Source organism: Tropicimonas sp. TH_r6, from assembly GCF_033101155.1.
Lineage (GTDB): Bacteria > Pseudomonadota > Alphaproteobacteria > Rhodobacterales > Rhodobacteraceae > Tropicimonas.
Genome location: NZ_JAWMPX010000009.1, coordinates 140,649 through 164,701 on the forward strand (window position 1 = coordinate 140,649; position 24,053 = coordinate 164,701).

Annotated in this window: 22 protein-coding genes; 6 read left to right on the forward strand and 16 right to left on the reverse strand. The window is 63.3% G+C overall.

The annotated features are described in order from the left end of the window. The first annotated feature begins 2 nt into the window (after positions 1 to 2). Together R3X27_RS11290 and R3X27_RS11295 are read left to right on the forward strand one after the other, a co-directional pair. Positions 3 to 227 (forward strand): hypothetical protein, encoded by a 225-nt coding sequence (locus R3X27_RS11290; RefSeq protein WP_317708960.1) that lies wholly within the window; start codon positions 3 to 5, stop codon positions 225 to 227. Positions 228 to 689: 462 nt separating this feature from the next. Continuing rightward, positions 690 to 1,316 carry a Crp/Fnr family transcriptional regulator gene (locus R3X27_RS11295; protein WP_317708961.1) on the forward strand — a complete coding sequence of 209 codons (627 nt, stop codon included), beginning with the start codon at positions 690 to 692 and terminating at the stop codon, positions 1,314 to 1,316. A gap of 12 nt (positions 1,317 to 1,328) precedes the next feature. Here R3X27_RS11295 and R3X27_RS11300 read toward each other — a convergent pair whose 3' ends face one another. The 7 genes from R3X27_RS11300 to R3X27_RS11330 form a co-directional block, all read right to left on the reverse strand. After that, complete coding sequence (locus tag R3X27_RS11300) at positions 1,329 to 1,601, reverse strand: hypothetical protein (protein ID WP_317708962.1); 273 nt, start codon at positions 1,599 to 1,601, stop codon at positions 1,329 to 1,331. Positions 1,602 to 1,609: 8 nt separating this feature from the next. Further along, positions 1,610 to 2,176, reverse strand: a complete 567-nt coding sequence (locus R3X27_RS11305) for a cytochrome c oxidase subunit 3 (RefSeq protein ID WP_317708963.1) — start codon at positions 2,174 to 2,176, stop codon at positions 1,610 to 1,612. 2 nt (positions 2,177 to 2,178) lie between these two features. Continuing rightward, positions 2,179 to 4,116 (reverse strand): nitric oxide reductase activation protein NorD, encoded by a 1,938-nt coding sequence (locus R3X27_RS11310; protein WP_317708964.1) that lies wholly within the window; start codon positions 4,114 to 4,116, stop codon positions 2,179 to 2,181. 10 nt (positions 4,117 to 4,126) lie between these two features. Further along, positions 4,127 to 4,939 carry a CbbQ/NirQ/NorQ/GpvN family protein gene (locus R3X27_RS11315; RefSeq protein WP_317708965.1) on the reverse strand — a complete coding sequence of 271 codons (813 nt, stop codon included), beginning with the start codon at positions 4,937 to 4,939 and terminating at the stop codon, positions 4,127 to 4,129. A 5-nt stretch (positions 4,940 to 4,944) separates the two neighbouring features. Then, on the reverse strand, positions 4,945 to 6,315 hold the full coding sequence (locus tag R3X27_RS11320) for a cbb3-type cytochrome c oxidase subunit I (protein WP_317708966.1): 1,371 nt from the start codon (positions 6,313 to 6,315) through the stop codon (positions 4,945 to 4,947). 16 nt (positions 6,316 to 6,331) lie between these two features. Next, positions 6,332 to 6,784: a cytochrome c gene (locus tag R3X27_RS11325; protein ID WP_317708967.1), complete on the reverse strand. Its 453-nt coding sequence runs from the start codon at positions 6,782 to 6,784 to the stop codon at positions 6,332 to 6,334. Positions 6,785 to 6,984: 200 nt separating this feature from the next. Further along, the gene (locus R3X27_RS11330; RefSeq protein WP_317708968.1) at positions 6,985 to 8,184 is read right to left on the reverse strand and encodes an NnrS family protein; all 1,200 of its coding nucleotides are present in this window, start codon (positions 8,182 to 8,184) and stop codon (positions 6,985 to 6,987) included. A gap of 227 nt (positions 8,185 to 8,411) precedes the next feature. Here R3X27_RS11330 and R3X27_RS11335 point away from each other — a divergent pair, with 227 nt between their 5' ends. Next, a complete protein-coding gene (locus tag R3X27_RS11335; protein WP_317708969.1) occupies positions 8,412 to 8,669 on the forward strand; it encodes a hypothetical protein in 258 nt (85 codons plus the stop codon). 30 nt (positions 8,670 to 8,699) lie between these two features. Here the strand turns inward: R3X27_RS11335 and R3X27_RS11340 are convergent, their stop codons facing one another. The 8 genes from R3X27_RS11340 to R3X27_RS11375 all read right to left on the reverse strand — a co-directional run bounded on the left by R3X27_RS11340 (position 8,700) and on the right by R3X27_RS11375 (position 18,840). Further along, positions 8,700 to 9,629 (reverse strand): FAD:protein FMN transferase, encoded by a 930-nt coding sequence (locus R3X27_RS11340; RefSeq protein ID WP_317708970.1) that lies wholly within the window; start codon positions 9,627 to 9,629, stop codon positions 8,700 to 8,702. Beyond that, positions 9,626 to 10,141 (reverse strand): nitrous oxide reductase accessory protein NosL, encoded by a 516-nt coding sequence (locus R3X27_RS11345; protein ID WP_317708971.1) that lies wholly within the window; start codon positions 10,139 to 10,141, stop codon positions 9,626 to 9,628. The genes R3X27_RS11340 and R3X27_RS11345 overlap by 4 nt, the downstream gene beginning before the upstream one ends. Further along, positions 10,138 to 10,959: an ABC transporter permease gene (locus R3X27_RS11350; protein WP_317708988.1), complete on the reverse strand. Its 822-nt coding sequence runs from the start codon at positions 10,957 to 10,959 to the stop codon at positions 10,138 to 10,140. Before R3X27_RS11350 ends, R3X27_RS11345 begins: the two co-directional genes overlap by 4 nt. Beyond that, entirely contained in the window at positions 10,959 to 11,855 is an 897-nt protein-coding gene (locus R3X27_RS11355; protein ID WP_317708972.1) for an ABC transporter ATP-binding protein, read from the reverse strand. Before R3X27_RS11355 ends, R3X27_RS11350 begins: the two co-directional genes overlap by 1 nt. After that, positions 11,848 to 13,104 carry a nitrous oxide reductase family maturation protein NosD gene (locus tag R3X27_RS11360; protein WP_317708973.1) on the reverse strand — a complete coding sequence of 419 codons (1,257 nt, stop codon included), beginning with the start codon at positions 13,102 to 13,104 and terminating at the stop codon, positions 11,848 to 11,850. The genes R3X27_RS11355 and R3X27_RS11360 overlap by 8 nt, the downstream gene beginning before the upstream one ends. Positions 13,105 to 13,107: 3 nt before the next feature. After that, positions 13,108 to 15,015: a TAT-dependent nitrous-oxide reductase gene (gene nosZ / locus R3X27_RS11365; protein ID WP_317708974.1), complete on the reverse strand. Its 1,908-nt coding sequence runs from the start codon at positions 15,013 to 15,015 to the stop codon at positions 13,108 to 13,110. Further along, positions 15,008 to 17,200: a 4Fe-4S binding protein gene (locus tag R3X27_RS11370; protein ID WP_317708975.1), complete on the reverse strand. Its 2,193-nt coding sequence runs from the start codon at positions 17,198 to 17,200 to the stop codon at positions 15,008 to 15,010. The genes nosZ and R3X27_RS11370 overlap by 8 nt, the downstream gene beginning before the upstream one ends. Positions 17,201 to 17,940: 740 nt before the next feature. Then, the gene (locus tag R3X27_RS11375) at positions 17,941 to 18,840 is read right to left on the reverse strand and encodes a LysR substrate-binding domain-containing protein (protein ID WP_317708976.1); all 900 of its coding nucleotides are present in this window, start codon (positions 18,838 to 18,840) and stop codon (positions 17,941 to 17,943) included. A gap of 116 nt (positions 18,841 to 18,956) precedes the next feature. On the opposite strand from R3X27_RS11375, the gene R3X27_RS11380 reads away from it, so the two are divergent. The 3 genes from R3X27_RS11380 (at position 18,957) to R3X27_RS11390 (ending at position 21,046) form a co-directional block, all read left to right on the forward strand. Continuing rightward, a complete protein-coding gene (locus R3X27_RS11380) occupies positions 18,957 to 19,661 on the forward strand; it encodes an SDR family oxidoreductase (RefSeq protein ID WP_317708977.1) in 705 nt (234 codons plus the stop codon). 486 nt (positions 19,662 to 20,147) lie between these two features. Then, positions 20,148 to 20,675, forward strand: a complete 528-nt coding sequence (locus tag R3X27_RS11385) for a discoidin domain-containing protein (RefSeq protein ID WP_411572486.1) — start codon at positions 20,148 to 20,150, stop codon at positions 20,673 to 20,675. A 17-nt stretch (positions 20,676 to 20,692) separates the two neighbouring features. Beyond that, positions 20,693 to 21,046, forward strand: coding sequence for an SH3 domain-containing protein (locus tag R3X27_RS11390; protein WP_317708979.1), 354 nt, complete (start codon positions 20,693 to 20,695; stop codon positions 21,044 to 21,046). 15 nt (positions 21,047 to 21,061) lie between these two features. Here R3X27_RS11390 and R3X27_RS11395 read toward each other — a convergent pair whose 3' ends face one another. Beyond that, the gene (locus R3X27_RS11395; RefSeq protein WP_317708980.1) at positions 21,062 to 23,530 is read right to left on the reverse strand and encodes a caspase family protein; all 2,469 of its coding nucleotides are present in this window, start codon (positions 23,528 to 23,530) and stop codon (positions 21,062 to 21,064) included. Positions 23,531 to 24,053: the final 523 nt, after the last annotated feature.

Consider the following 24,053-nt stretch of genomic DNA (forward strand, 5'->3'; position numbering starts at 1 on the left):
CAATGATCCGGGATTGGTTGGGTGTCGCCGCGGTCATCATTGGGTTGGCCGGCTGTAGTCCCAGTGGATATTCGCCTCCGGCGAGCGACGGTGTTTCCGAATCCCCGATCAATATCTCCGGCACCGCTGTGACGGGTGTGGTCGGCGGGTCGGGACAATCTACGCGCATGGTCTCGGAAATAAAGGATCTGGAATTGTCGGTTGGGTTGTCGCTGGACGGCCACTGATCTTTCCGAGCGGCATTCCATTTGTATCTGTCTCCCCCTTTTGGCGGCTCGGCAATTGGCCGTTCTATCTGCCTGACGATCAAAGCCGAGACGCCGGGCCAACGCGATCGTCAGGAATGTGCGGACAATCCCCCCTTGGATCACCGGCGTTCTTCCCGCAAGGCGTCAATGCAGCGGTCCTTTCCAGCGTTGTATTGGCAACAGCGAGGGCGCGGGGCGATGCTCCCATGCCCGCCCTTGCGTCCTCTGTCACCGCAGCCGTAAGCGACACTGGGTGTCCCGATCCATTGGACTGTGCTGAAAAACCATGCAAGATAATTGACGCGAACAGTCGCTGCCCCCTTTTTCGCACATCGAAAGGGGCTTTGGAGGACGTCCGGGATGCCGAATGAACGACGCAAGCGAATTGCGCGCAACTCTTTGCTTTTGAAAAGTTTTCCTGAGGATTACATTGACCCGCTGATGGCAATGTCCAGCTGGCACAGCTATGATCGGGGCGAGACGCTGTTTCTGCACGGAGAAGTCGCCCGTTCCGTTCACATCGTGATCGAGGGTTGGGTGAAGCTCTTCCGGGTTTCGTCCAATGGCGGCGAGGCGGTTGTGTCGGTCTTTACCAAGGGGGAGAGCTTCGGCGAGGCCGTTGCCTTTCGCAACAACAAATACCCGGTTTCCGCCGAGGCCGTTACCGCCTGCGAACTGATCCAGATACCGACCAGCGCCCTGATGGAGATGATGCGCAAGGACCCGGAGGTCGGCGTGTCGGTGCTTGCCTCGACCTTCACGCATCTGCACTCCCTTGTCTCCCAGCTCGAGCAGTTGAAGGCCCGCACGGGCGCACAGCGCGTGGCCGAGTTCCTGCTGGAAATCTGCGAGAAGGAAAGTGGCCGCTGCGTGGTGACCTTGCCGTATGACAAGGTGCTGATTGCCGGTCGTTTGGGTATGAAACCTGAAAGCCTCTCCCGGGCCTTCAGCAAGCTCAAGCCGGTGGGCGTGCGCATTGTGCGCAGCGAAGCCGTGATCGACGATATCGACCGTTTGCGGGACTTCTCCGAGTCCGATCCGGCCCTGTCCTGGAACAAAGCGACCTGACGCGGCTTGGGTTCAACTGCCCAGTGCCGGGATCAGGTACAATCCGAGCAGAATCAGGCAATAGAGAGCCAGGACCCAGTTGAACCCGGCCCGCCAGGCCGGGGCCTGCCGCAGACCGAGATACCACGACAGGATCACACGCGATTTCATCCAGGCCAGAAACAGGATCACCGCGCCCAGTGCTGCCGGTGCGAAGCTCTGAGCGACAAGCGCCGCGATGAGTGCGGATGCGCCGCTCAGGAGCAGCAGGATCAGCCAGGCGCGGGTGAGGGGGGTCGGTGTCACGAGCGGCCTCATGCAAGCAGGTAGATCACGGGGAACAGCAGGACCCAGACAAGGTCCACCATGTGCCAGAAGGCAGCGCCGGTCTCGATATTATGGGCGTCGTCCCAGATGGCGACCAATCCGAGGATGACGATCCCGGCCAGAACATGGGCGGCGTGAAACCCGGTGAGAAGGTAGTAGAACATGAAGAACGGGTGGGTCTCGACCCCGATCCCCTGCGCCGCCTTGTCGATGAATTCGATGCCCTTGATGATCAGGAAGACCGCCCCGAGCGCCATTGCCAGGACAAGGTGCCACCGCGCCGCGCCCCGTCGCGCGCTCTGGCGCAAGTGCAATGCCCGGGCCGCGAGATAGCCGCTTGTCACCAGGACCACCGTATTGAGGGCCGCTCCTGTACGGTGCAGGTGATCCTGAGCATCGGCAAACCCTTGCGGGTCGGTGATGCGCACCCCGAGGAAAGCGGCCAACCCGGCGCCAAACACGAGCAACTCGCTGACAATCAGCACCCAGATCAGGAGCTCGCCGGGAAGGTCTTCCAGCGGATGCCCGGTATCCGGCGGACCCTGACCGGGCATTGTCACGCTCCGATCAGGTGTCGATAGATCTGCGGCAAGGCTTGTGTGAGCTTGTCGGGATCTGCGACGACCTCGAAGCCGCCTTGGCCGAAGAGCCGCGGGAACCAGCTTTTTGCGCTCTTGTCGACGGTCACGCCGAAGACGGATTGCCCGGCGCGGCGCGCCTCGCGCACGGCCATGCGGGTGTCCTCGATGCCGTGGCGCCCCTCGTAATGGTCCAGATCGTTGGGCTTGCCGTCGGTGATCATCAGCAGCAACTTGCGTTTGCGTGTCTGCGTCGCGAGTTCGGCACTGGCATGCCGCATCGCCGCTCCGAGCCGGGTGTAGAAGCCGGGCCTCAACCCGCCGATCCGTTCCTCGACGATGCGTGACATCGGTTCATCGAAGCGTTTGCAATTCTGAACATAGACCCGGTGCCGTTTGAGCGAGGAAAAGGCGTTGATGGCGAAATCATCGCCGCAGGCATCCAGCCCCCAGGCCATCGCGTCCAGCGCCTCGCGCTCGATATCGATCACCGCGCGCCCGGACACCGCGCTCTCGGTCGAGCGCGACACGTCGAGCAGGATGGAAACCGCAAGGTCGCGCGCCTCGGGCCGGGACTGGGTCCATATCCTCTGCGTGCCGCGCCCGGTCGCGCGCCAGTCGACCTGCGCGCGGACCGTGGCGTCAAGATCGAGCGCATCGCCGTCCAGGTGGCCGCGCGTGGTCACGCGTCCCGGGCGCAGCGCCTCGAACTGGCGTTTCACCGACCGGATGCGCCGGGCGGATCGCGGGTCGCGCGCGTAGTCTTCGAATTCCGGGCGGGCTTCGGCGGTGCTGGCCAGAACGCGGACATGATCCGGAAGGTAGGATCCGGTGCGGGCGTCCCATTCCGGATAGGTGCATTTCGCGGAGAGCCGCTCGCGATCCACATCCTCGGGGGCGAGATCGAGATGCAGTTTCAGACGCGTGGCCGGAGCCTTGGAAATCTGGCCCAGTCCGATTTCGTCCTGATCGTCAGCGGCTTTTTTCGCATCGTCATTTTCGTCGTCATCGACGCGGCGGTTGAGGTTCAGGAACTCCGCCCAGCTCAGGATCGCTTCGAACTTGTGCAGGATCAGGCTGTCCTGCCGTTCGGCCTGGTCGGCCTGACGGCGGCGGGCGCGAACCGTCTTGTCGCCGGCCTCCTCGGACGTGCCATCCGTCTCGCGCGTCTCCACGTCATCCCCGGCCGAGAAAACCACTTCGCGCAGGTCGGGCCAGAGCGGCACCGGACGAAATGGACGATAGCCGCGCGGAGCCGTGATGCCGGAGAGCTCGCCCGAGATCATGGCATCTTGAAGCGCTTGCACTTCGGGCGGGAGGGCTGCCGGATCGCCGAGCATGTGCCGCAGGAGCATCTCGATGCGGGCCTCGGTGACCGGCAGCGTGGGCGTGGGTCTCTGGTGCAACGTGCCGTCGCACAGGGCTGTGTGGAGGTCGCGCAGGCCGGGGGCGGCGTCCAGAGCTGCGCCGGTCATGCGGTTGGCCGCCTGCAAGGCGCGCAGGTCGGCGCGCAGGGGGTCCTCCTCGGCGATCCGGTCGGGGGCGTGTGCGATGGCCGCCGTCAGCCAGAGATAGAGCGCGGCATTGGCCTCGCGGGTCGGAAAGACCGCGAGGCGGGCTGGCAAGCGGAGGATTTCACCGTCGAAACTCGCGCGCGGCGTGGTCTCGATCTCGGTCCCGAGGCGGCGCAGGAAGCTCAGCCTGTGGCGGGATATCTCGTTGGAGACCGGGCGCAGCTCGACCGCATGGCTGCCTCCCAACCCGCGAAACAGGACCGCCAGCCGCCCGGAGACCTCGGAGAGATCGACGGCGGCGCCGTGGTGCTCCTCGGGCGCATCGAGGCGGCTGGCAAAGGCGTGCCACAGTTTCCCGACGGTTTCCTCGGGTTCCCATGGCTCGAACGCGACCCCGCTCATGGTTCCGGTCCTACCCGAACACGGCCGTGACGAGGTCGAGCAAACCGCGTTTGACGTCCTCGTCATCGGTCAGTGGCTCGATCATCGCGGCAAGCACGGCCCGTTCGACGCCCATGCCCCGCGCAATCAGCATGCCGGCATAGACGACCAGACGGGTCGAGACGCCCTCTTCGAGGTCCTGCCCCTTGAGCGCGCGCAGCTTGCCGGCAAGGCGCACGAGCGCACGCACCTGCTCCTCGCCAAGGCCGCTTTCCTGCGCCACGACCCGGACTTCCAGGTCCGGTGCCGGGAAATCGAATTCCAGCGAGATAAAGCGCTGCCGCGTGGAGGGCTTCAGCGTCTTCAGGATATTCTGGTAGCCGGGATTGTAGGAGGCGACGAGCATGAAGCCCGGTGCGGCCTCCAACTCCTCGCCCGTGCGGTCGATGGGAAGGATACGACGGTCGTCCGTGAGTGGATGCAATACGACTGTCACGTCCTTGCGCGCCTCCACCACCTCGTCGAGATAGCAGATCGCGCCTTCCCTGACCGCACGGGTCAACGGGCCATCCACCCAGACGGTCTCGCCGCCCTTGAGCAGGTAGCGCCCGATCAGGTCCGCCGCTGCCAGGTCATCGTGGCAGGCGACGGTGTAAAGCTTGCGGCCGAGCCGCTGCGCCATATGGGTGACGAAGCGGGTCTTGCCGCAACCGGTCGGCCCCTTCAGCAGGACCGGCAGATTGTTCGCATGGGCTGCCTCGAAGACCGCGCATTCGTCGGATTGGGGCAGGTAGAAGGGGGCCTTCGCCGCCCCCTCCGGTGTCTGTGTCATGGATCCATCCATTTCGATCACTCGGCCGGAACGTCGGCGGTGTCACCGGCGTCGATGATTTCCTTGCGGGGAACGCAGACCGCGTAGATGAAGAGCAGCACCCCGAGCACGACCGCGATGCCGGAGCCGAACCGCATCCAGTAGAACAGCGCCAGCTGGTCCTGCACGTCCATGAAATACTCGCCATTCACCCGTTGCAGGTGGGTCTGGAGCGTGCCGGCAAAGGTCAGCACGAAGGTCATGAAGACCATGCCGCCCGACATCAGCCAGAACGATGCCATGTTGAGAACCTGGTTATAGGGATCGCGGCCCTTCAGGATCGGCATGGCATAGGTAAAGATGGCAAGGTTGAGCGAGACATACGCGCCAAAGAAGGCGAGGTGGCCATGGGCGGCGGTGATCTGCGTGCCGTGGGTGTAGTAGTTCACACCATGCAGGGTATGCATGAAGCCCCAGACCCCGGCGCCGAAGAAAGCGAGCGTGGCACAGCCGAGCGACCACAGAAGCGCAGCCTTGTTGGGGTGGTCCCGGCGGCCCTTCCAGACCATGACGAAGGCAAAGGCCATCATGGCGAAGAAGGGAACAACTTCCATCGCGCTGAAGATCGAGCCGATCCACTGCCAGTAGCCTGGCGTACCGATCCAGAAGTAGTGGTGACCGGTCCCGAGGATGCCTGAGAAGAGCGCGGCGGCGACGATGACATAGAGCCATTTCTCGACGATTTCGCGATCCACACCGGTCAGCTTGAGCATCAGGAAGGCAAGGATCGACGCCATGATCAATTCCCACACGCCTTCAACCCAGAGGTGCACGATGTACCACCAGTACATCTTGTCGAGGGAGAGGTTCTCGGGGTTGTAGAAGGAGAAGAGGAACAGCAGCGCCAGCCCCCAGAGGCCGAGCAGCAGGATATTGGTGATCGCGGTCTTCTTGCCCTTCAGCACCGTCATCGAGACGTTGTAGAGGAAGATCAGCGCGGCGACGACGATGCCGACCTTGACCCATTTGGGCTGCTCGATGAACTCGCGCCCTTCCTTGCCCAGGAGCCAGTTGCCCTCGAACAGGTTGAACATGTAGGTCACGACCACGCCCGCCGTTCCGACCACGAGGATCAGCAGTTGCAGATAGGCCAGCTTGGTCGAGTGGATCTCCCGCTCGGCCTCTTCCGGGATCAGGAAATAGGCCGCGCCGAAGAAGCCGCAGATCAGCCAGACGATCAGCGAATTGGTGTGCAGCATCCGCATGATGTTGAACGGCAGCAGCTCGCCGAGGAAGTTGGGCGAGACATAGACCCAGCCCATCACGAGCCCCATCGTGACCTGCACCGCGAAGAGTGCCATCGCGACAGCGAAATAGGCCAGGGCGATTTTCTGTGATTGGTATTTCATTTCTTGGTCCTCTCGCTCAGCCGGCGTCGTTCGGCGGCCAGTCCTGGGCGTCGATCTTGTCGGTCCAGATCAGGAAATTGGTGAGGTCGCGGTATTCATCATCCGAGAGGCCGAAATTCGGCATCTGGCGGCGCCCCTCGATTCCGGTTGGCATGGCGTCCATCCAGCCCTTCAGGGCTTCGAACGCGCCCTCCGGGTCTTCGAGAACGCCCCAGCGGGTCATCACATTGCCAACCTCGGGAGCGAAATAGGCGCCTTCCCCAAGGATCGTGTGGCAGTTGATGCAGGCATTGTCTTCCCAGATCCGTTTGCCGCGCGCCACGCTGTCGTCGAGCGTGTTCACGTCCGTGGAATGGTTGACGATGTAGAGATGTGAGTGGACCGAGAGGCCCACGAAGATGAGGATGAAGAACAATGACCCGCCATAGAAGATGTTGCGGGCCATGCTCTTGGTCATGACATCGCGCATTGCGCGCTCCCTTGCGAAGCGTTGAAGATGCGCCAAGGATGAGGGGCCGGAAGCCTGCCTGCCTTAACGAAAGTCAAGCCAGGTGAGTGTTTCTAAATTGCTATTAAAAACATATGGATAGGTGCCTGTTTTCACCCGCCAAGCCCCTGTCGAGGCGATGTAGGGGAGGGCGTGTTGCTGGAAGGGGAACGGGAGTCCGCTCAGCCTTGTCGGGCCGGGCGCGGCGCCGTGACGATTGGCAGGACCGAAATCGTGTAGAGGGTGAAGGCAAGGATCCAGCAGCCCCCGGAGGCCAGCACGAGCGGGAAATAGAGATCGCCGCTCATCTCGGAACTGATCCAGCGGAGCACCGCGCCGGCCGCAACAAGGAAATAGGCCACCGCAACCGGTCCGGGCGCGATCAGCGCTCGCCCGGAATGGCCAAGCACCGCCCGGCTCATGACGGCGAGGGTCATGCCTCCCACGGCGCCGATGCCCAGCAGATGCAGGGCCGCGACCTCGCTGCCCAGCCCGAACCCGGCCAGCCCCCAGAGCACCAGCCCGGTGCCCAGCATCGCCATGCCGAGATGCAACGCCAGCAGGATCGGCTGGCCCAGCGTCCAGCGTCCCCGCCAGCGTGACAGGCGCGCCAGTTGCACCAGACCCGACAGGATGGCGAGCGCGCCCACTGCGCGCTCCGGCAGGCCGAACAGCAGCGTCAGCGGCAGCGCGATGGCCAAGGCCAGCCCCAGCTTGCCAAGGGTTTCCGTCGGGTGTGGCCAGCGGCTTTCCGGCAACTCGACGCGCTTCATCGCGTTGCGGGTGAAGGCCGGCGTCACGCGCCCGCCCAGCACCGCGATCATCGAGCACAGGCCCAGAAGCCCGGCGCGCATGCCGGTGTCGAGAGTGTCGGAGGTCAGGCCCATCCATTCCAAGTGTACCAGAAGGTTGCCGACCCAGACCATCGACAGGAAGAGAACGAACATCACGTTTTGCGGCTTCGGCCTCTTCGCCAGTTGCGCCGCGATCTTGGCGATCAGGATCGGCAGGAAGGCCAGGTCCAGCACAGCGACCAGCCCAGCAGGCAGAGCCCCCGAGTACCAGATCGCCAGCCGCCCGAGCAGCCAGATGCCCGCGGTCACGATGACGAAGATGTGTCGTGCAGCTTGCGTACCGGTCCAGCTTGGCACGGCCGTCAACAGGAAGCCGCCAAGGGCGGTGCTGCCATAACCGAAGATCATCTCATGCGCGTGCCACTGGTGCGGCGTAACGGCAAAAGGCATCTCGTTTATCGTGCCGCCGAGATACTGCACGCCGAGCCATGTCTCCCAAATGAGGCCGGAGACCACTGCAAAGAGCCCCGCAGCGAGAAAGAAAACCCGGAAACCCTCGGAGAAGAAGATGCTCAGACGCGCGGTCATGGTGACGATTCCTCGTGTCAATTGTGAACCGTGCTGCGACGGAAAGCCGGCGGCTTTGGACACATGAGCTTCGCAATAGGCCGGCATACCCGCCGTGGCCTTAACGAAAGTCAAGGCAGCGGGCCGTGGGTCGCGCGACCATCGGGCATCATCCCCGCTTCCTGCAGAGAGGCAGACATGCCCCCGAGACACGCCCGTGCAACACCCTTTCCGCCCGTGAGCGCCAGATGACGCGGACGGACGGACGCTGGTCGGTCGCGAAACTTGCGCTGCTGCTATACCCCTTCGCGGCGGCGGCCGTTGCCATCAATCTCTTCATGCTCGGCCTGATGGGGCAGGCGATTGGCTTGCCGACGCTCTCGCCGATGCTGGCGATCTGGCTCTGCCTGCCGCTGGGCCTGCCCGCCGGCTGGTTGGCCGCGCGCTGGGTCCGCGGTCTGATGGATGAGGCCGACGGTGTGAAGCACGGATCGCAGGGCGAGTAGACCACGCCGCGCAGCATGCGCCCGGTACGGCTATGCCAAGGCTTCCAGCCGGGCCGTCGGGAAGGCGGCGATTGCCGCGTGCACGTCCTCACTGGACAGCAGGCAGCAGGCGGTCGAGAGGCCATCGGCAATCGCGGCCCGTCCGGCGCTGACCGAAACAAGCCCGTGCCGCGTCTCGGACGCGCCGGTTTGCGGGTCAAGGATATGGCCAACCTTTCCCTGTGCATCGAGAAGCGTGCCGGAGGGCGCGGAGGTGGCCAGCGCCCGGTCCGTCAGCTTGACGCGCCGGACGACCGTCCCATCCGGCCGCGCCACGCCCGCGGTCCAGGCTGCACCATCCGCGCGGGAGCCGCTGGCGGCGATCTCGCCCATGTCGATCAGGACATCCCGCAGGCCTCGTCCGTGAAGCAGCGCCGCGATCTTGTCGGTGATATAGCCTTGCGCGATGCCGTTGAGCGTCAGTGCCATGCCGGGGCGGGCGAAGGCGACTTGTTGCGGATCAACGCGCAGCGCCGTCCACCCGGTCCGCGCTTGTGCCTCTTCCATGCCCGTCGCATCCGGGGTCCTTCCCCGCACGGCTGCTTCGGCCCGGAGCTGCCAGAGCGGCTGGATCGTCGGGTCGAATGCGCCCCGTGTCACGGAATGCAGCAGGCCGGACAGGCTCAGGACCTCGAGCAATTCGGCGGGCGGATGGTCGAGACGCCCGGTGCGGTTCAGGCGCGACAGCGAGGATTGGGTCTCGTGGAGACTGAAGATCGCCTCCAAGCGACGGAGCTCCGCCGCGACGGCGGCAAAGACGGGGCGCGCGCGCGCGGCATCGATCCCCTCAAGCCGCATGCTGGCTCCGGCGCCGAGCGCCGTCCCGCGCCAATGGGCGCCCCGTGGGCCGGCAAGGGCCGGCGTCGCGGCGGCAGAGGCCGTGATCGCCAGGAAACGCCGACGCGACAGCGAAGTTCTCATGAGGGATGCTCCAGATGCTGATCCAGATCGACGGCCCCGATGGCGGCATCGTCCGGAATAGTGTCGAGCGGCATCAACGCGCCGCCATATTGATCGATGAAGGTCTGCGCGGCGTCCCGGTGGCCGAAAGGCACGATCTCCGGCGCACCCATGCCACCGGCAACGCCTGCTCCAACGACAAAATGGGCGGCATTGGCGGCGATCCAGTTCTCGGTGCCGGGCATGGCCCAGGACGCCGCCGCCCCCATGTCACTGACATAGATTGCGAGGATATCGGCGTCCCGTTCCGGGCTCTTGAGATAGGCGACCATGTCGCGCACCTGGGCAAAGAAGATCGGCGCCGGGTACCCCGCGAGATGGATCTGCCCTTTCGGGCCGCCATGTTCAGCCACGTTCATCTGGCAGAAATAGCTCAGGGCCGTGTCGGTCATCGGGGTCGGGTCGGGGATCTCAGCGACCTCTTCCTTGCAGGCCGCCAGCAGGAGCAGGCAGGGGAGGAGCAGATACCTCATGGCTCCAGCCTCCGAAACGCGGTTCGGGCCATGGCGAACCCGGCCACGAGCCAGACGCCAAGCGAGACCGGGGCGGCCCAGGCCGGAAGGCTGGCCGAGACCCCCGCCATGCCCGTGGCCAAGGCCACGTCGGGCGAGGCGGCCATGTTCCAGAGCCGGAACGCGTCGGCCGGGTTGGCGGCGAGGACCCAGGGGAACACGTGCTGGGTGAAATAGCCGCCCGAGTCGACGACCACCGCGCCCAGAAGCCCCAGATCGTAGAGCACAACGAAGACCAGCCAGAGCGCGGCCGACATGCCCGCCGCCGCCGCCGGGCTGCCGGCGAGCGCAGAGAGCATGTAGCCGAAGGCGAGGAAGACAGCGCCCAGCAGGATCGACGTGCCGATCAACCGCAGCAGCGCCAGCACGCTTTGCGTCCCCGCGCCGCCGGTGGCGCCCGCGATCGCGCCCGCCGTGCCGAAGCCGACGATCATGGCAAAGGCAAGGGCTGCGAGATGGGCGAGGTATTTGCCGCCAAGGATCTCGCCGCGCCCGGCGGGGTAGGAGAGCAGCAGCGCGAGACTGCCACGGTCGGCTTCCCCGGCAATGGAATCGAAGCTCATCATCAGCGCCAGAAGCGGCGCGAGATAGACCGAGAGCGTGGTCATCGAAGCCACGGCCACGGTCAGGCGATCCGCGCCCAGCGTGCCGGTCGGGGCAGAGCCAGCGAAGGTCAGCGCCAGCGCGAAGAGCAGCATGATCAGGGTTGCAAGGAACAGCCAGCGGTTGCGGCGCACGATCAGCGCTTCCGTGCGGGCGACGGCGAGGATACGGCCGATCATTGGACGGTCTCCTGTGCGTAATGGCGATAGAGGTCTTCCAGACGCGGCGGGGTCATCTCGATATCTTCCACCGCGTCGGACATGGCGGCGAAGCGGCGAAGCTGGTCCATCTTGGCTTCAGGCGCGCAGAGCAGTTCCACTGACGCCCCGTTGATCCGCTGCCCACCAGTATCGGCGGCGATGCGGTCAGCCTCGCCGTGGCGGGCGCGGATGCGCAGCCTGGTCGGCAGGCCGGCCCGCTGGGAGAGGCTCGCGAGCGTGTCATCGGCCACCAGCTTGCCCTTGCGCAGGATCGCGATGCGGTCCGTGCGGGCTTCGACCTCGGTCAGGGCGTGCGAGGCGACAAGGACAGCGGTGCCTTGTGCGGCCAGCTCGTCGATGATGGCATAGAGTTCCTGACGGGAGATCGGATCGAGCCCGCTTGTCGGCTCGTCGAGCAATGCGACGGCGGGTTTGCCCAGCAGCACCTGCGCGAGGCCGAGCCGCTGCCGCATTCCCTTCGAATAGGTGCCGATCCGGCGATCCGCCGCGTCCGCCAGCCCGACCCGCTCCAGCAGTCCGGCCACGGGGGTTGTTCCAACCCCGGCCAGGCGGGCAAAGAGGGCAAGCTGGTCGCGCCCGGTGAGGGATTTGTGAAAGCTCACCGCCTCCGGCAGGAAGGCGGTGGCAAGGCGCGCGGCGGTGCTGCCGGGCTTGGCACCGGCAATGCGGATCGTCCCGCCATCGAGCTTCGTCAGCCCGAGGATCAGCTTCATCAGCGTCGATTTTCCGGCGCCGTTATGGCCCAGCAGGGCCACCCGTTCGCCGGGCGCCAGCGTCAGGCTCACGGAGTCCAGCGTCAGCTGATCAGCGCGCCGCTTGCTGGCGCTGTCGATTGTCAGGATGTCAGTCATTCAGTCCCTCCCGTCCGGTCAGGTCGATTTCGCGCGGTTGCATCAGCGGGTGACTGTCGATCACGCCGCCCGGCAGGAGCGCCGGGAAGGCCGATTGCGACCATCGCACCAATTGAACCGCGGGCGAGCCGAGCAGCAGCTTCGCCGCCGGCTGTGTCCAGAGCACGTGATCCATGCTGTCATTCGGGCGATAAGGCGCATCCGCGATCCCGTCGCCATTGAGGTCATAGGCGGCGAAGTCGGACCAGTAATTGCCTTCGCCCTCTTCGGACCATTCCACCCAGCGGGTGGAGACGTATTTCACCTGGGTCCGGTTGCCGATGAAGGCATTGCCGAGGATGCGGTTGCCGTCCGAACCGGCGGTGAAGTGAATGCCGATGCCGCAGGCTTCGAAATGATTGCCCGAGAACAGGTTCTTGTTGGAATTGTAGAGAAAGGCGCATTTCTGCTTCGTGCCGCGCACGTAATTTCCGGTGATCTCGCTGTGATTGGCGTAATTCATCATCACACCATGCTCGCGGTCATCGATGGAGATATTGTCCGCCACCTTGACGCGCTTGGAGAACATTACCGCATAGCCAAGGTCGTTGCCGATGGAGACATTGCCCGTCACCTCCGACTGGTTGGCATACATGTAGTGCACGGCGAAGCGCAGGTCGCGGAAGATGTTGTTGCGAAAGATATTCTTCTTCGAGGAATTGACGAAAATCCCGTCACGCCCAAGCCGGATATCGTTGTTCTCAACCACGGCTCCCGGCGCATTCCAGACATAGACGCCATTGCCGCGATCATTCATCCGGCGGTCGGTGCGTCCGGTGATGTGGTTGCCGGTGACGCGGGCGTCGCGCGCGCCGTGGATGTCGATTCCGTAGAGATTGCCTTCCAGCACATTGTCGCGGGCAATGGCCCTGTCGGCTGTCTTGGTCAGCTTGATGCCGGAATCGATTTCCTCATGGGAGGAGCCCGATCCGATGATCGTCAGCCCCGAGACCGTGACATCCGCGCCGGTCACGGTGATCACGCTGCCCCGGTCCTGCCCGTCGAGGATGGCATGGCCTTGCCCGTCCAGCGTGACCGGGAAGGCCAGCTCGACGGTCTCGGTATAGGTCCCGGGCCGCAGGCGCAGCGTGTCGCCCTCCGCGGCCCGGGACAGTGTTTCGGCGATCGCTCCGGGCCGTGCCGGAACGTCCCACTCGGCCGCCGAGAGCGGCGAGGCGATGAGCAGCAGGGTGGCCCAGAGCAGACGCATGGATCAGGCGCCTTTCGGTTCGACGAACATCCGGCCGCGCATCTCCATGTGGAGCGCGTGGCAGAACCACTGGCAATAGAACCAGTGCACGCCCGGACGGTCGGCAACGAAAGTGACCGAGGCGGTGGCCTGCGGTGCAACCTCCATCGCAACGCCGAAATTGGCGAGGCAGAAGCCGTGGGTCAGGTCGTCGATATCATCCATGTTGGTGACATAGATGGTGACCTCGTCGCCCTGCTTGACGGTGAACTTCTCCATCGAGAATTCCGGCGCCACGGAGGAGAGATAGACCCGCACCTTGTTGCCGTCGCGGATCAGCTCCTCGTGGCCCCAGTCGAGATCGACACCATCGGCCTCGGCCTGCTTGCGAGCATCTTCCCACATCGGGTCGTTGCGGTCCCACTCATTGCGCGGGTTGACGATGTCGCGGCGCACGATGATCGAGTCGTGCGGCTCGGCAAAGGTCGGTCCATCATGGACCAGCGTCATGCCGTCGCCCGAGATGTCGATGAGCTGCTCGTTCTCCGGCTTCAGCGGGCCAGTGTTGAGGAACCGGTCCTTGGAAAACTTGTTCATCGAGATCAGCCACTTGCCATCGGCTTCCTTGGTCTCACCCATGGAGGTCGAGTTGTGGCCTGGCTGGTAATGCACGTCGATCTTCTCGATGATCGGGTCCACATCGGCGCCGTTATACTGCTCGATCGCCTTCTCGATGTTCCACTTCACGGCCTGGCTGTCGAGGAAGAGCGTGGTGAAGGCGTTGCCCTTGCCGTCATAGGCGGTGTGGAGCGGCCCGAGGCCCAGCTGCGGCTCGGCCACGATGCAGGAGCGCGGGTCGGCGCCTTCGAAGACCGCGTCGAGCTTTGTCACATCCATCACAGATACCGTCGGCGACAGCTTGCCGTTGATGCAGACATGCTTGCCGTCTGGCGCGGTGTTGATGCCATGCGGCGAGTTGGGGATCGGGATGTAACGGGTGTAGTTCTTGTTCTGACCCTTGCGCCCGTCGATCACCTTGACGCCGTTCAGTTCCTGGTAGTCGCCGGCGGCGACACCGGCCTCGATCTCCTTGAGATTGAAGACAACCACGTGGTCCATCTCGTTCTCGGTCATCTCGGCCAGGTTCATGCCCATTTCCGAGTTGTAGGAGGTCGAGAAGGCGTATTTGCCCTGGTAGTCGCAATCGGTGTTGTCGAGGTTGCCCGACACGATCACCTGCCAGGCGATCTCCATCGTGTCACCGTCGATGGCAGTGTAGATGTTGAAGTATTGCGACGGGTCGTCGAGGATCGTGCCATCATTGACCAGCGGCGCTTCGTGCTCGCCATTGGCAAAGACATAGCCGGTGCGCGGGAATTTCTGCGGACGCAACCCGTGGATGTCATGCGCGTTCGGGATCTCGAGGATCTTGTCGCATTTCATCACGTCACAACGCACACGGGCCACGCGGGTGTTGGCCTTGTCGTTCATGAACAGGTAACGGCCGTCATAGGTGCCGTCGGTGAAGGACATGTGCGGGTGGTGCAGGTCGCCATTGTCATAGGTGACCTTGCCGTTGGAGGCGAGGAAGTGCTTCGTCTCTTCGGTCAGACCCTCGGTCAGCACCTTGAGGCTCTCGTTGGTCTGGCCCCAGCCGGTGGCCGAACAGCGGTTGAACACCGGAATGCGCATCAGCTCACGCATCGACGGCACACCGAGGATGCGCAGCTCGCCGGTCTGGCCGGAGGACCAGAAGCCGTAGTAGTCGTCCAGCTCGCCCGGTTCGAGGCTCGCGGTTCCTGCCGCGGCCTTCGCCTGGGTGGCAGACATCATCGTTCCGCCGAAGCCAGCGGAGGCGAGCACTGCCCCCGTGGCCGTGGCACCGAGCATTCCGCGGCGTGTCATCGCCAGTTGTTTCATCTTCTCAGACATGGGCGTTCCCTCCATCAGGTTCCGGTTTCTTCGCGTTCGGGTGGTTTGCGGGCGGCATCTGCAAGGGAGCGCCGACCTTTTCGCGCCGCTTCATCTTCTTGATGACAACGGGGCATTTCGTTTCGGACTGGTAGAGAACCTGGCAATGCAGGCAGTCTACGCATTCATTCGGGTTGATCTCACCGGTCGGGTGGATCGCCTGGACCGGGCATTCATTGGCGCAGGTCTGGCAGGGCGCGCCGCATTCCTTGTAGCGACGCAGCCAGTCGAACATCCGCATCCGCGCCGGGATCGCCAGCGCGCCGCCCAGCGGGCAGAGATAGCGACAATAGAACCGTTCGACGAACAGTCCGGCGACCAGCAGCCCCACCGCAAAGACCACGAAGGGCCAGTCGCGGACGAATTTCAGGATGATCGCGGTCTTGAACGGCTCCACCTCGGCCAGTTTCTCGGCCATCGGGATCGAGCCCAGAGAGACGCCGAAAAGCCCAAGGAAGATCATGTATTTCAGCGGCCAGAGCCGTTCATGCAGACCCCATGGCAGGGTCCATTGCGGGACCTTGAAGAACCGAGCGACCTGGTTTGTCAGCTCCTGCAACGCGCCAAATGGGCAGAGCCAGCCGCAATAGGCGCCACGGCCCCAGAAGAGCAGCGCGGCAGCGACGGCAAACCACTGGATGAAGACCAGCGGGTCCATCAGGAAGGCGTCCCAGCTGAAGCCCTCGCGCATCTGCCCGGCCAGCGCCATCAGGTTTACCACCGAGAGCTGCGCATTGGCGTACCAGCCGATGAAGACCAGTGTCATGGTCAGATAGCCGATGCGGAACCAGTAGAAGACGCGGGCGTTTGCCGTGGCCTGAAACTGGAAGAAGAACGTTGCCGTCAGCACGGCGAGCATGCCGCCCAGCACGGCGATCTCGACCGTCTTGTCTCTCCAGATCCGTTGCCAGAGCGCGGCCTTTGCAGCAGCCTCGTCCTCGGCGCTGTCGAGGATCTTTGGTGCCTGAAGCGGCAGAAGGAAACGTTCGGGAAGCTTGTAGCCGAGGTCGAAGGTCAGGAAGACGCGTTCCAGCGCGCCGACCGAGCGCTGCACAAGAAGTTGCAGGCGGAAGGGCTCGGCCGGATCGAATTCCACATCGGCCGGGATCCTGAACAGGTCGAGCTCCTTGAAGCTCGGCCCCCCGGCGGCGGCGAGGTCGCCGAGCCGTCGGTGTTGCTTGTCGAAGAAGCGCACCGACCCATCGCCCTGGATAAGCTGGATGCGGTCGAAGATGCCGCCGCGCACATAGCCCGAGCCCTTGAAGGAATAGGCGCCGCGCCCCAGCACGAGGATCGCGTGCTCTCCCTCCTCCAGCCAGTCGGTCAGGTTGGCATATTCATTGTCGCCCAGCAGCGACCGGCCGATCGACGGCACCGAGACCAGCGCCGCATGCATGTCGATGAAGGTATCGTCGGGTGCGCCTTTCTCGGGGCGCTTGATGGCGCGGGGGTCGTCCGTTGCCTCGAAGGCGGCATTGATCTGTCCGACATCCAGCGTGAGCCGACGGATCGAGCCGTCGCCGGACAGGGTGGCCCAGTCGGCGGTGTCCGTGATCGAGAGGTCCAACTCGCGTCTCGGCCCGGTCTCTTCCTGCGCCAGCCCGCCAAGGCCGAGCGCCCGGGCGACCTTGATGCCGCCGCGCACGATGGAATCGTCGATCACCATGATCGTGACGGTCGCGCCCGAGATGATGTCGAGATCATGGGCCGAGCCGTATTCGACGACTTCCGCCTTCAGGTCGAGCCCGGCATAGGATTGGGTGAGCGCCTTGACCTTCCGATCCGGGATGCCGATCAGCACGATGGGTTCGGAATGCTTGACCAGCTGAACGCCGGTCAGGACGGCGTCCGCATCGATTGCCGCGACCACGTGGATCGGCTTGCCGGAATAACCTGTTGTGCCGACGAAATCCGATGTCAGGAAGGCCCAGGCCAACGTCTCTGTGCCCTTGAGCAGCGGCGCCACGGGGACGTCCTCCCGCACGGGGCCGAAACTGTCGGCATCGGGGTGAAAATCGGATGCGGTGAGTTTGGGAAGGAAGCTGGCGAGCGTTTCCGCGTTTGCCTTGCTTGCGATGCCCCCGAGGAGGGTGGCGGCGAGCGCAAGGGCGAGGAGCCAGCCGGTGAAGACGCGCTTCACATCCATGGCATCCTCCCTTCAAAGCAGGTCGGCCCCATGAACAGTTTCATAGCCAAGAGTATTGCCTTTTCGGTTTGGGCTGGCGGTCCGCGATTGTCAGCCCAGAACTGGGCCGGATTGGTCGTGCAGACGGCGCCGATGATCATGTCCTGATGCGATGGCAGCCCGAGATGTCGGCGCCAAAGGGTCTCGCGGGGAAGATCGAAGGCCACGGACAGCATGCATAGGGGGCAGTCCCCGCACTCGACACAGGGAGTCTTGCTGCCGGCGGTCTCGTTTCCGTCGGAATCGATTCGGATCTCCGATATGCCGAATTCGCTGCAGATCTCGATCACCTGATCGGCCTGATGGGCCAGTCCGGGCATCGTCGCGATGGTTTGCAGGAGCACGGAAAGGGCCAACACGCCGAGACAGGCCAGCCGAAGGCGTGTCCTTCGCTGTTTACTCGGCCGTTTTCTTTCCGGTTGCTGTCGCATTCACTCTCTGTCGCAAAAGGCTGCGTTGCCCACAGCTATGCGCCGGCGGCGGGAGGTGCGCCTTGACTTTTGTTAGGGAGGAACGTCGGCGTCAGGCGTTGAGACGAAGGGGCCGTTCGACAGATGTGTCGTTCACCTGCCGGCCTGCATCTTCTGACAAGGCGGCCATCCGGCGATCAGAGGAACATGGTCGGCACGCCGCTGTGGCTATCGTCATCGCGTGGATCTGGCTGAGCGCTGGATCGATGCGCGCATGGCGACGGCAGGATCTCAGGAATTTCGCCCATTCGTACCTGACCCAGATTCTTTCCATGCCGAGTTCAGGACCCAGCTTCTGACTTGCGACGACGCTCTGGATGCTCCTTGCCGCGGCGAGAGGAGGTAGAAGTCCATTCCACCTTCCAGAACGCTGTCGAAGGGTTGTACGAGGCGGCCAGCGTCGAGGTCTCTTTGAACAAGGAAGCGACTGGCCAGTGCCACCCCCTGTCCGGCCAAGGCGGCGTCGAGGCTCAACGTTGTCTGATTGAACCGGAGTCCGCGAGACGATCCTGGATCCTGCCCGAATGTCATTTCGATGAATCTCGGCCAGAGATCGTGCGTGTCGTGGAGCAACGTGAGGCTCGGCAAGGCCGCCGCGTCCGCGGCGTCGAGGGTGGGAGAGCACACCGCGATGATTTCCTGGAGGAACAGCAGATCGGCGCGCAGGCTTGCCCCGAATGGCGGCCGCCCCTGGCGCACCGCGAGGTCGATTCCGTCTGCATGAAAGCTGGAAACGCGTTCGGTTGCGGTGATGCGGAGATCGATCCCGGGATGGGCTTGCGTGAATTCCGCAAGCCGCGGAATGAGCCATTTCGAAGCGAAGGTGGGTGTGACGCTGATGGTCACCCGGGATGGGGCCGTACGAAGCGCGCGGGTTGCGTCCGAGAGCTGCGTGAAGGCACGCGAGACCGCCGCGTGATAGGCGCGTCCCTCCTCGGTGAAGGCCAGCCCGCGCGACTCTCTCAGGAACAGACGCAGGCCGAGATGGTCTTCAAGGCCGCGCACCTGCTGTGCCACAGCGCCCTGTGTCACTCCCAGCTCATCGGCCGCAGCGCGAAAGGTCAGGTGCCGTCCTGCGACGGCAAAGGCCCGGAGTCCGTTGAGGGGCGGGAGGTTGGTCTCACTTTTCACAGTAGATTTCCTACAGGCTGGCAGAAGCGCAGCTAACCGACGGCATCGCTATACATCCTACTATCAAAAGATCGTAGGCGCATCCAGAGTATGACGCTTGGCAAGGAGTCCGGAAAATGGCGATAGAAAAAGTAGCGTTGATAACAGCCGGCGGCAGCGGCATGGGGGCAGGGGCTGCGAAACAACTCGCGGCCGATGGCTTCAGGATCGGCATCCTGTCCTCCTCCGGAAAGGGAGAGGCGCTTGCCGAGGATCTCGGCGGCTTCGGAGTCACCGGATCGAACCAGTCGGTCGAAGACCTCTCGCGGCTTGTTGACGGGGCGATGGATCGGTGGGGGCGGGTCGATGTGCTGGTAAACTCCGCCGGGCACGGCCCCAAGGGCGACATTCTCGAAATGTCGGATGAAGACTGGCACGCAGGGCTCGATGTCTACCTGATGAACGTGATCCGGCCGACCCGGCGTGTCACGCCGATCATGGCGGCCCAGGGAGGCGGCTCGATCATCAACATCTCGACATTCGCAGCGTTCGAACCAGACCCGCTCTTCCCCACGTCCGGAGTCTTCCGTGCCGGGCTTGCGGGCTTCAGCAAGCTCTACGCTGACAGATATGCCGCCCAGAACATCCGGATGAACAACATCCTGCCGGGCTTCATCGATAGCCTGCCCGAGAACGCGGAGCGTCGATCCCGCATCCCGCTGGGCCGTTACGGCACGGAAAGAGAGGTTTCCTCGCTCATCGGCTGGCTTGCCTCCGAAACTGGCGGATACGTAACCGGACAGAACTGGCGGATCGACGGCGGGCTCACACGAAGCGTCTGAGGCAACCGGTCTGGTTCGGCGACGTCAGCCCGTCGCGCCCGGAGCGCCTGCTCTGGATGCCGGTCAACGGGAGCGTGGCGTTTCCGGGACGAACTTGCGTCATAGTGTTTCCTTCGATTCAAACGAAAGGATCACATCACAGAACCGTGGGATCAAACACTTGGCCGTGCCGAGCAATGGAGGATTTTACGAAAACGAACCCCGTGCTCCAAGACGCGCGGAGGACGGGTCTGTCAATAGGCAGCGCCGCTCAGGGCGCAGTCGAGTTGGCCTGCTCCGATATTCTGGATGCATCTTTTGACGTGCGTCATGGACAGATCGCGGATTCTATCGTGTGGATAAGCAATCGTCGGCCAGTGTAGCTCGGAAGGGCTGCGGTGCCGGAATGCTTCCGTTGGGAAACCGTCTCGAGTTTCTCGAACGGATCAAGGAGGGCCAACAACCATGCTTGGATCGGGTTTCGCTTCTCTCGCAACAATTTGCTTCATGGCGTCGGCTGGAGCCTGTTGGGGACAGACTTGCGCGGCCTACGGGCCGACTGAACTGGTCGGCCGCGTTCAAATCTGCGTCTCATCCGTTCTCGCATCCCAATCCGGAAACTCATATGGCCCGGGCAACTTGCTGGACGGAGACAACCGGACAGCCTGGTGCGAAGGTGTGCGCGGAAATGGCAATGGCGAGGAAATCGCCATTTCTATCCGAGACGGAATTCCGTTTCGCAGGCTGATCCTACAGAACGGATATGGAAAATCGGCCAGGGCCTTCGGCAATAACGGCCGAGCGCGGACAATCGAGATTGCGACGGATCTCGGGGACGTGTTTCAAACCCGCCTGCCGGACAATTCCGACGATGTGATCGTCAACCTGCCGCGCCTGGCGGAATACCGAAATCTCCGGATACGAATTCTCGATGTGTATCCCGGCGCGAAATACCAGGATACCTGCCTCAACTTCATCACGCCGGATCTGGAATACGAACGTTACCTGGAACTCAAGAGCCAGGGTCTTCTTTAGGATTGGGAGGAGCCGAAATGGTTTCGAAGGCTGTTCTGGTCGCGGCTGTGATCGCGATGCTTCACCCCGGCGTGGCGGCGGTGGACGCTTCGGGGCCGGACTATTTTCGCGTTGTCGGGGTCGCCTGGAACGATGTGCTGAACATTCGCAACGGACCAACCGCCCGGGCTTCCAAAATCGGAGCGATCCCGCCTGACGGAAATGGGGTCCGGAACCTGGGATGCAGCGGCGGGATGACCTATGCCCAGTGGGAGGCCGCAACGCCGACGCAACGCGATGCCGCGCGCAAACGCGTCTGGTGCAGGATCTATTACCGGGGCGTCGAAGGTTGGGTCGCAGGCTGGTTCCTCGCGGAAGGAAGCGCCAACTGATCCACCGGGCGCGGGTCAGTTCAGGATTCTGGAGCGCAGGGCCCGATCGGTTTGCGGTCCGAAAGAGCCGTCCAATGCGCCGAAATAGGTTCCGTCGCGGTTCAGTATCCGTTGAATTTCAATGCGCGTCCGGGGGGTCAGGCTTCCGGCATCCTGTAACAGCACCTCACGCGCCTGATCGGAGCCTGTGGACAGGGCAATCAGCAGGTTTGCCGCCGCTTCCACCGGGTCATATGGCACGCCCTCACCAGTGTCATAGAGGATGCCCAGATCCTTGTAGGCTTGCGGGCTTCCCAGATTTGCCGCGGCCTTGAACCAGTTCGCCGCTGCTTGCGGATTGTAGGGGATGTCCTCGGCATGAAGGTGCATTCCGGCGGCAAAATGCATGCCGGTCACATTGCCCGTCCGTCCGGCCTTCTCAAGCCAAGTGAGCGCCTCATAGGGGTCTTGCGCAACGAGATGCCCGCTCTTGTACATGATCCCGATCTGGCTCATGGCCTGTCCGCTGCCAAGCTCCGCCCCGGTCATTGCGGCGTCAAATGCTTCGGCGAGCATCCCGGCCTTGAAATATCCGCGCGCAATCTGGGCATAGAACCTGCGGGTGTCCGGCCACTCGGCGATGTCCTCGAGGCATTCGGAAATGACCCGATACGTCTCCAGATCCGCATATTCCACGCTCTGTTCCAGATCCGCGCGATCTGGGTCGCGTGGAGAGGCCGCGAAGCGGTCGCAATCCTGAACGGCATAGATCACGCGGGGCGACCTGTCTGGCCGTCTTGGTTGCCCGGCCTCCGATTTCGGAACGGGCGCGGGGGCCACAGGCGTCGCCGAGGCGACGTCTTCGCTCTCGCGGTCATAGCATTCCCAGTCGCTGAGGCAGGTCGGGTTCTCCATGTAGCCCGGGCGTGCAGGTGTCGATTGCGCGGCTCTGGCCCAGTATTCCACGCCGACGCTGTCTTCGCCCTCAAGAAACTCCGAAAGGTCCTCCATCGCGTCGCGATGCCCCGCTTTTGCCGCCGCGAGCCAATAATACTCTGTCTTGAGGCTATCCTTGGCGATGATGCCGTCTTCGCCGTCGAGATAGATGTCGCCAAGAAGGTACATCGCGTCGAGATGGCCATGCGCTGCGGCCTGCTCAAGCCAGAAAACCAGTTTCTCCATGCTCTGAGACACGCCAATGCCATCCTCATGCAGCATGGCCAGCAGGTACATGGCGTCCGGATCCTTGAATTCCACCGCCTTGAAGATCCAGCGGGCGGCCTCGGACTCGTCGCCGGGAACGCCGTGGCCCATGAGATGGGTCAGCCCAATGCGTAGCATTGCCCGCGCATTGCCGAGCTTCGCGGCGTTCGATTGCCAGTCCAGCGCCATGGCGCCGTCCTGTTCGATCCCACGCCCGAAGGCGAAGGCCGCCCCCAGCTCCGTCATCGCTCCGGAATGGCGTAGGGTTGCGGCCCGACGCAGATGTTCGACGCCCCATTCGAGACCGTCGGGGGTGTCCGATCCCATCAACTCCATTCCGCGCTGGAAGAAGTCTTCCGCCCCTTCGGTGGGTTGGACATCCACCAGGTCATTGTCATTTGGCGCGACTGCGCCGTCGGTCGCCGGTGTTTCGTCGGTCAGTCGTTGGGAAAGCGATGGAACCACGACAGTCGTCGCCACTTGCTCCTGTGGAGCGGCGGCGGAGGGCTGGGAGCAGTTTTCCACCAGGCATGTCTTGCCCATCGTCTGATCATAATAGGCCGGATGCTGTTGATGCCCGGCATGTGTCAGTGCCAGGCTGGCCGTTTCGAGTTGCGCCTCGGAGATCGCATCTTCCAGAAATGCGCCGCTGCGGAGCCACGGCAGAAAAGCCCGTGTGAAGACAGACAATTGTTTGCCGGGCGGGTCGGTTGGCAGGCCGTCGAGCGCCTGTTCGCCCACCCCTGCCGAGAAGATCACGAAAGAGCCCCGGGCCACCGACACCGGAACAAGGCCGCGCGACATGGACGTGGATCGCGTGCCCGGGGGCGGCCTGAACGGGTTGTCGCGACACGCATCGACGATCGCAAGCGTGAGAGACGCACCGGCGGCCTCCAGCTCGTCAAGAACACCGGACCGACCGTCGCGCAGCGGGATCGACGCCCGTTTCAACTGTTTGTCGCTGGCCTGTTGCGGAGCGTCGGTCGGAACGAGGTAATTGACCTTGCCATCACTCCAGCCATGTCCGGAAAAAACGAAGGCAACCTCGTCTCCGGGGCGCATCCCCTCGGTGATACGATCAAGCGCGGCCCACATCTCCGCCCCGTCCAGATCGGTCAGATAGAGAGTGCTGTATCCAAGGTCTTCGAATGCGTCGCGATAGGCCTCGGCGTCTGTGTGGGTGTTGGAGAGCGGTTCAAGCTCATCATACGCTGCGTTGCCGACAATCAGTGCGTGCCGTTCGGCGAAGCCGACAGCGGGGAAAAGTCCCCAAACGATTGCCACGATCAAACCAGCCCTCACGGTTCATGCCCTCCTGACCAGATGCAGACCGCGCGCCTCGATGCCTGTCGCAATCATTTACCCAACCAGATGTCATTGCAACTCCCATTTCGGGGCTGTCCCGGCCTTGAGCCATCTCCCGAGTTTATGACATCAAGACACGTAAGAACCCGCGGAGAAGCTGCGTCGGTTGATGCCTAACACCGCGAACCCTGATCAGGCGGGTCTTCGAACTCTTCATGGGCATTGACTTGAGCACCCACCATAGGCCCGGTGCTGCCGGTGATCCTCTGGTCATGTCGTTGTGCCAATTGAGCATAAGCGTGCACGAGTCATCAGTGAGTACGAATTTATCGCCAGATAAATTGTTTAATATCAATATATTGAGGTTTATTCCAAATAGCTGTGTCACCTTAAGCTGGAGTGCCCCCAATGAAGTGGTCCACCAACTGGGATAGATTTATCCAGTTTTCAGGTGGACCAAGCGATGGCTGGAAAGCGAGACAGACCCGAAGAGATCGTGCTGAAGCTGCGACAGGTTGTC

What these genes read in the sequence shown, in the direction of transcription:
- R3X27_RS11340 (WP_317708970.1), bottom strand. Translation starts at nt 9,629, where the DNA reads ATGAGAACTTCGCTGTCGCGTCGGCGTTTCCTGGCGATCACGGCCTCT.
- R3X27_RS11385 (WP_411572486.1), top strand. Translation starts at nt 20,148, where the DNA reads ATGGCGTCGGCTGGAGCCTGTTGGGGACAGACTTGCGCGGCCTACGGG.
- R3X27_RS11305 (WP_317708963.1), bottom strand. Translation starts at nt 2,176, where the DNA reads ATGCCCGGTCAGGGTCCGCCGGATACCGGGCATCCGCTGGAAGACCTT.
- R3X27_RS11335 (WP_317708969.1), top strand. Translation starts at nt 8,412, where the DNA reads ATGACGCGGACGGACGGACGCTGGTCGGTCGCGAAACTTGCGCTGCTG.
- R3X27_RS11295 (WP_317708961.1), top strand. Translation starts at nt 690, where the DNA reads ATGGCAATGTCCAGCTGGCACAGCTATGATCGGGGCGAGACGCTGTTT.
- nosZ (WP_317708974.1), bottom strand. Translation starts at nt 15,015, where the DNA reads ATGTCTGAGAAGATGAAACAACTGGCGATGACACGCCGCGGAATGCTC.
- R3X27_RS11315 (WP_317708965.1), bottom strand. Translation starts at nt 4,939, where the DNA reads ATGGATGGATCCATGACACAGACACCGGAGGGGGCGGCGAAGGCCCCC.
- R3X27_RS11370 (WP_317708975.1), bottom strand. Translation starts at nt 17,200, where the DNA reads ATGGATGTGAAGCGCGTCTTCACCGGCTGGCTCCTCGCCCTTGCGCTC.
- R3X27_RS11355 (WP_317708972.1), bottom strand. Translation starts at nt 11,855, where the DNA reads ATGACTGACATCCTGACAATCGACAGCGCCAGCAAGCGGCGCGCTGAT.
- R3X27_RS11380 (WP_317708977.1), top strand. Translation starts at nt 18,957, where the DNA reads ATGGCGATAGAAAAAGTAGCGTTGATAACAGCCGGCGGCAGCGGCATG.
- R3X27_RS11345 (WP_317708971.1), bottom strand. Translation starts at nt 10,141, where the DNA reads ATGAGGTATCTGCTCCTCCCCTGCCTGCTCCTGCTGGCGGCCTGCAAG.
- R3X27_RS11390 (WP_317708979.1), top strand. Translation starts at nt 20,693, where the DNA reads ATGGTTTCGAAGGCTGTTCTGGTCGCGGCTGTGATCGCGATGCTTCAC.
- R3X27_RS11330 (WP_317708968.1), bottom strand. Translation starts at nt 8,184, where the DNA reads ATGACCGCGCGTCTGAGCATCTTCTTCTCCGAGGGTTTCCGGGTTTTC.
- R3X27_RS11310 (WP_317708964.1), bottom strand. Translation starts at nt 4,116, where the DNA reads ATGAGCGGGGTCGCGTTCGAGCCATGGGAACCCGAGGAAACCGTCGGG.
- R3X27_RS11325 (WP_317708967.1), bottom strand. Translation starts at nt 6,784, where the DNA reads ATGCGCGATGTCATGACCAAGAGCATGGCCCGCAACATCTTCTATGGC.
- R3X27_RS11360 (WP_317708973.1), bottom strand. Translation starts at nt 13,104, where the DNA reads ATGCGTCTGCTCTGGGCCACCCTGCTGCTCATCGCCTCGCCGCTCTCG.
- R3X27_RS11290 (WP_317708960.1), top strand. Translation starts at nt 3, where the DNA reads ATGATCCGGGATTGGTTGGGTGTCGCCGCGGTCATCATTGGGTTGGCC.
- R3X27_RS11320 (WP_317708966.1), bottom strand. Translation starts at nt 6,315, where the DNA reads ATGAAATACCAATCACAGAAAATCGCCCTGGCCTATTTCGCTGTCGCG.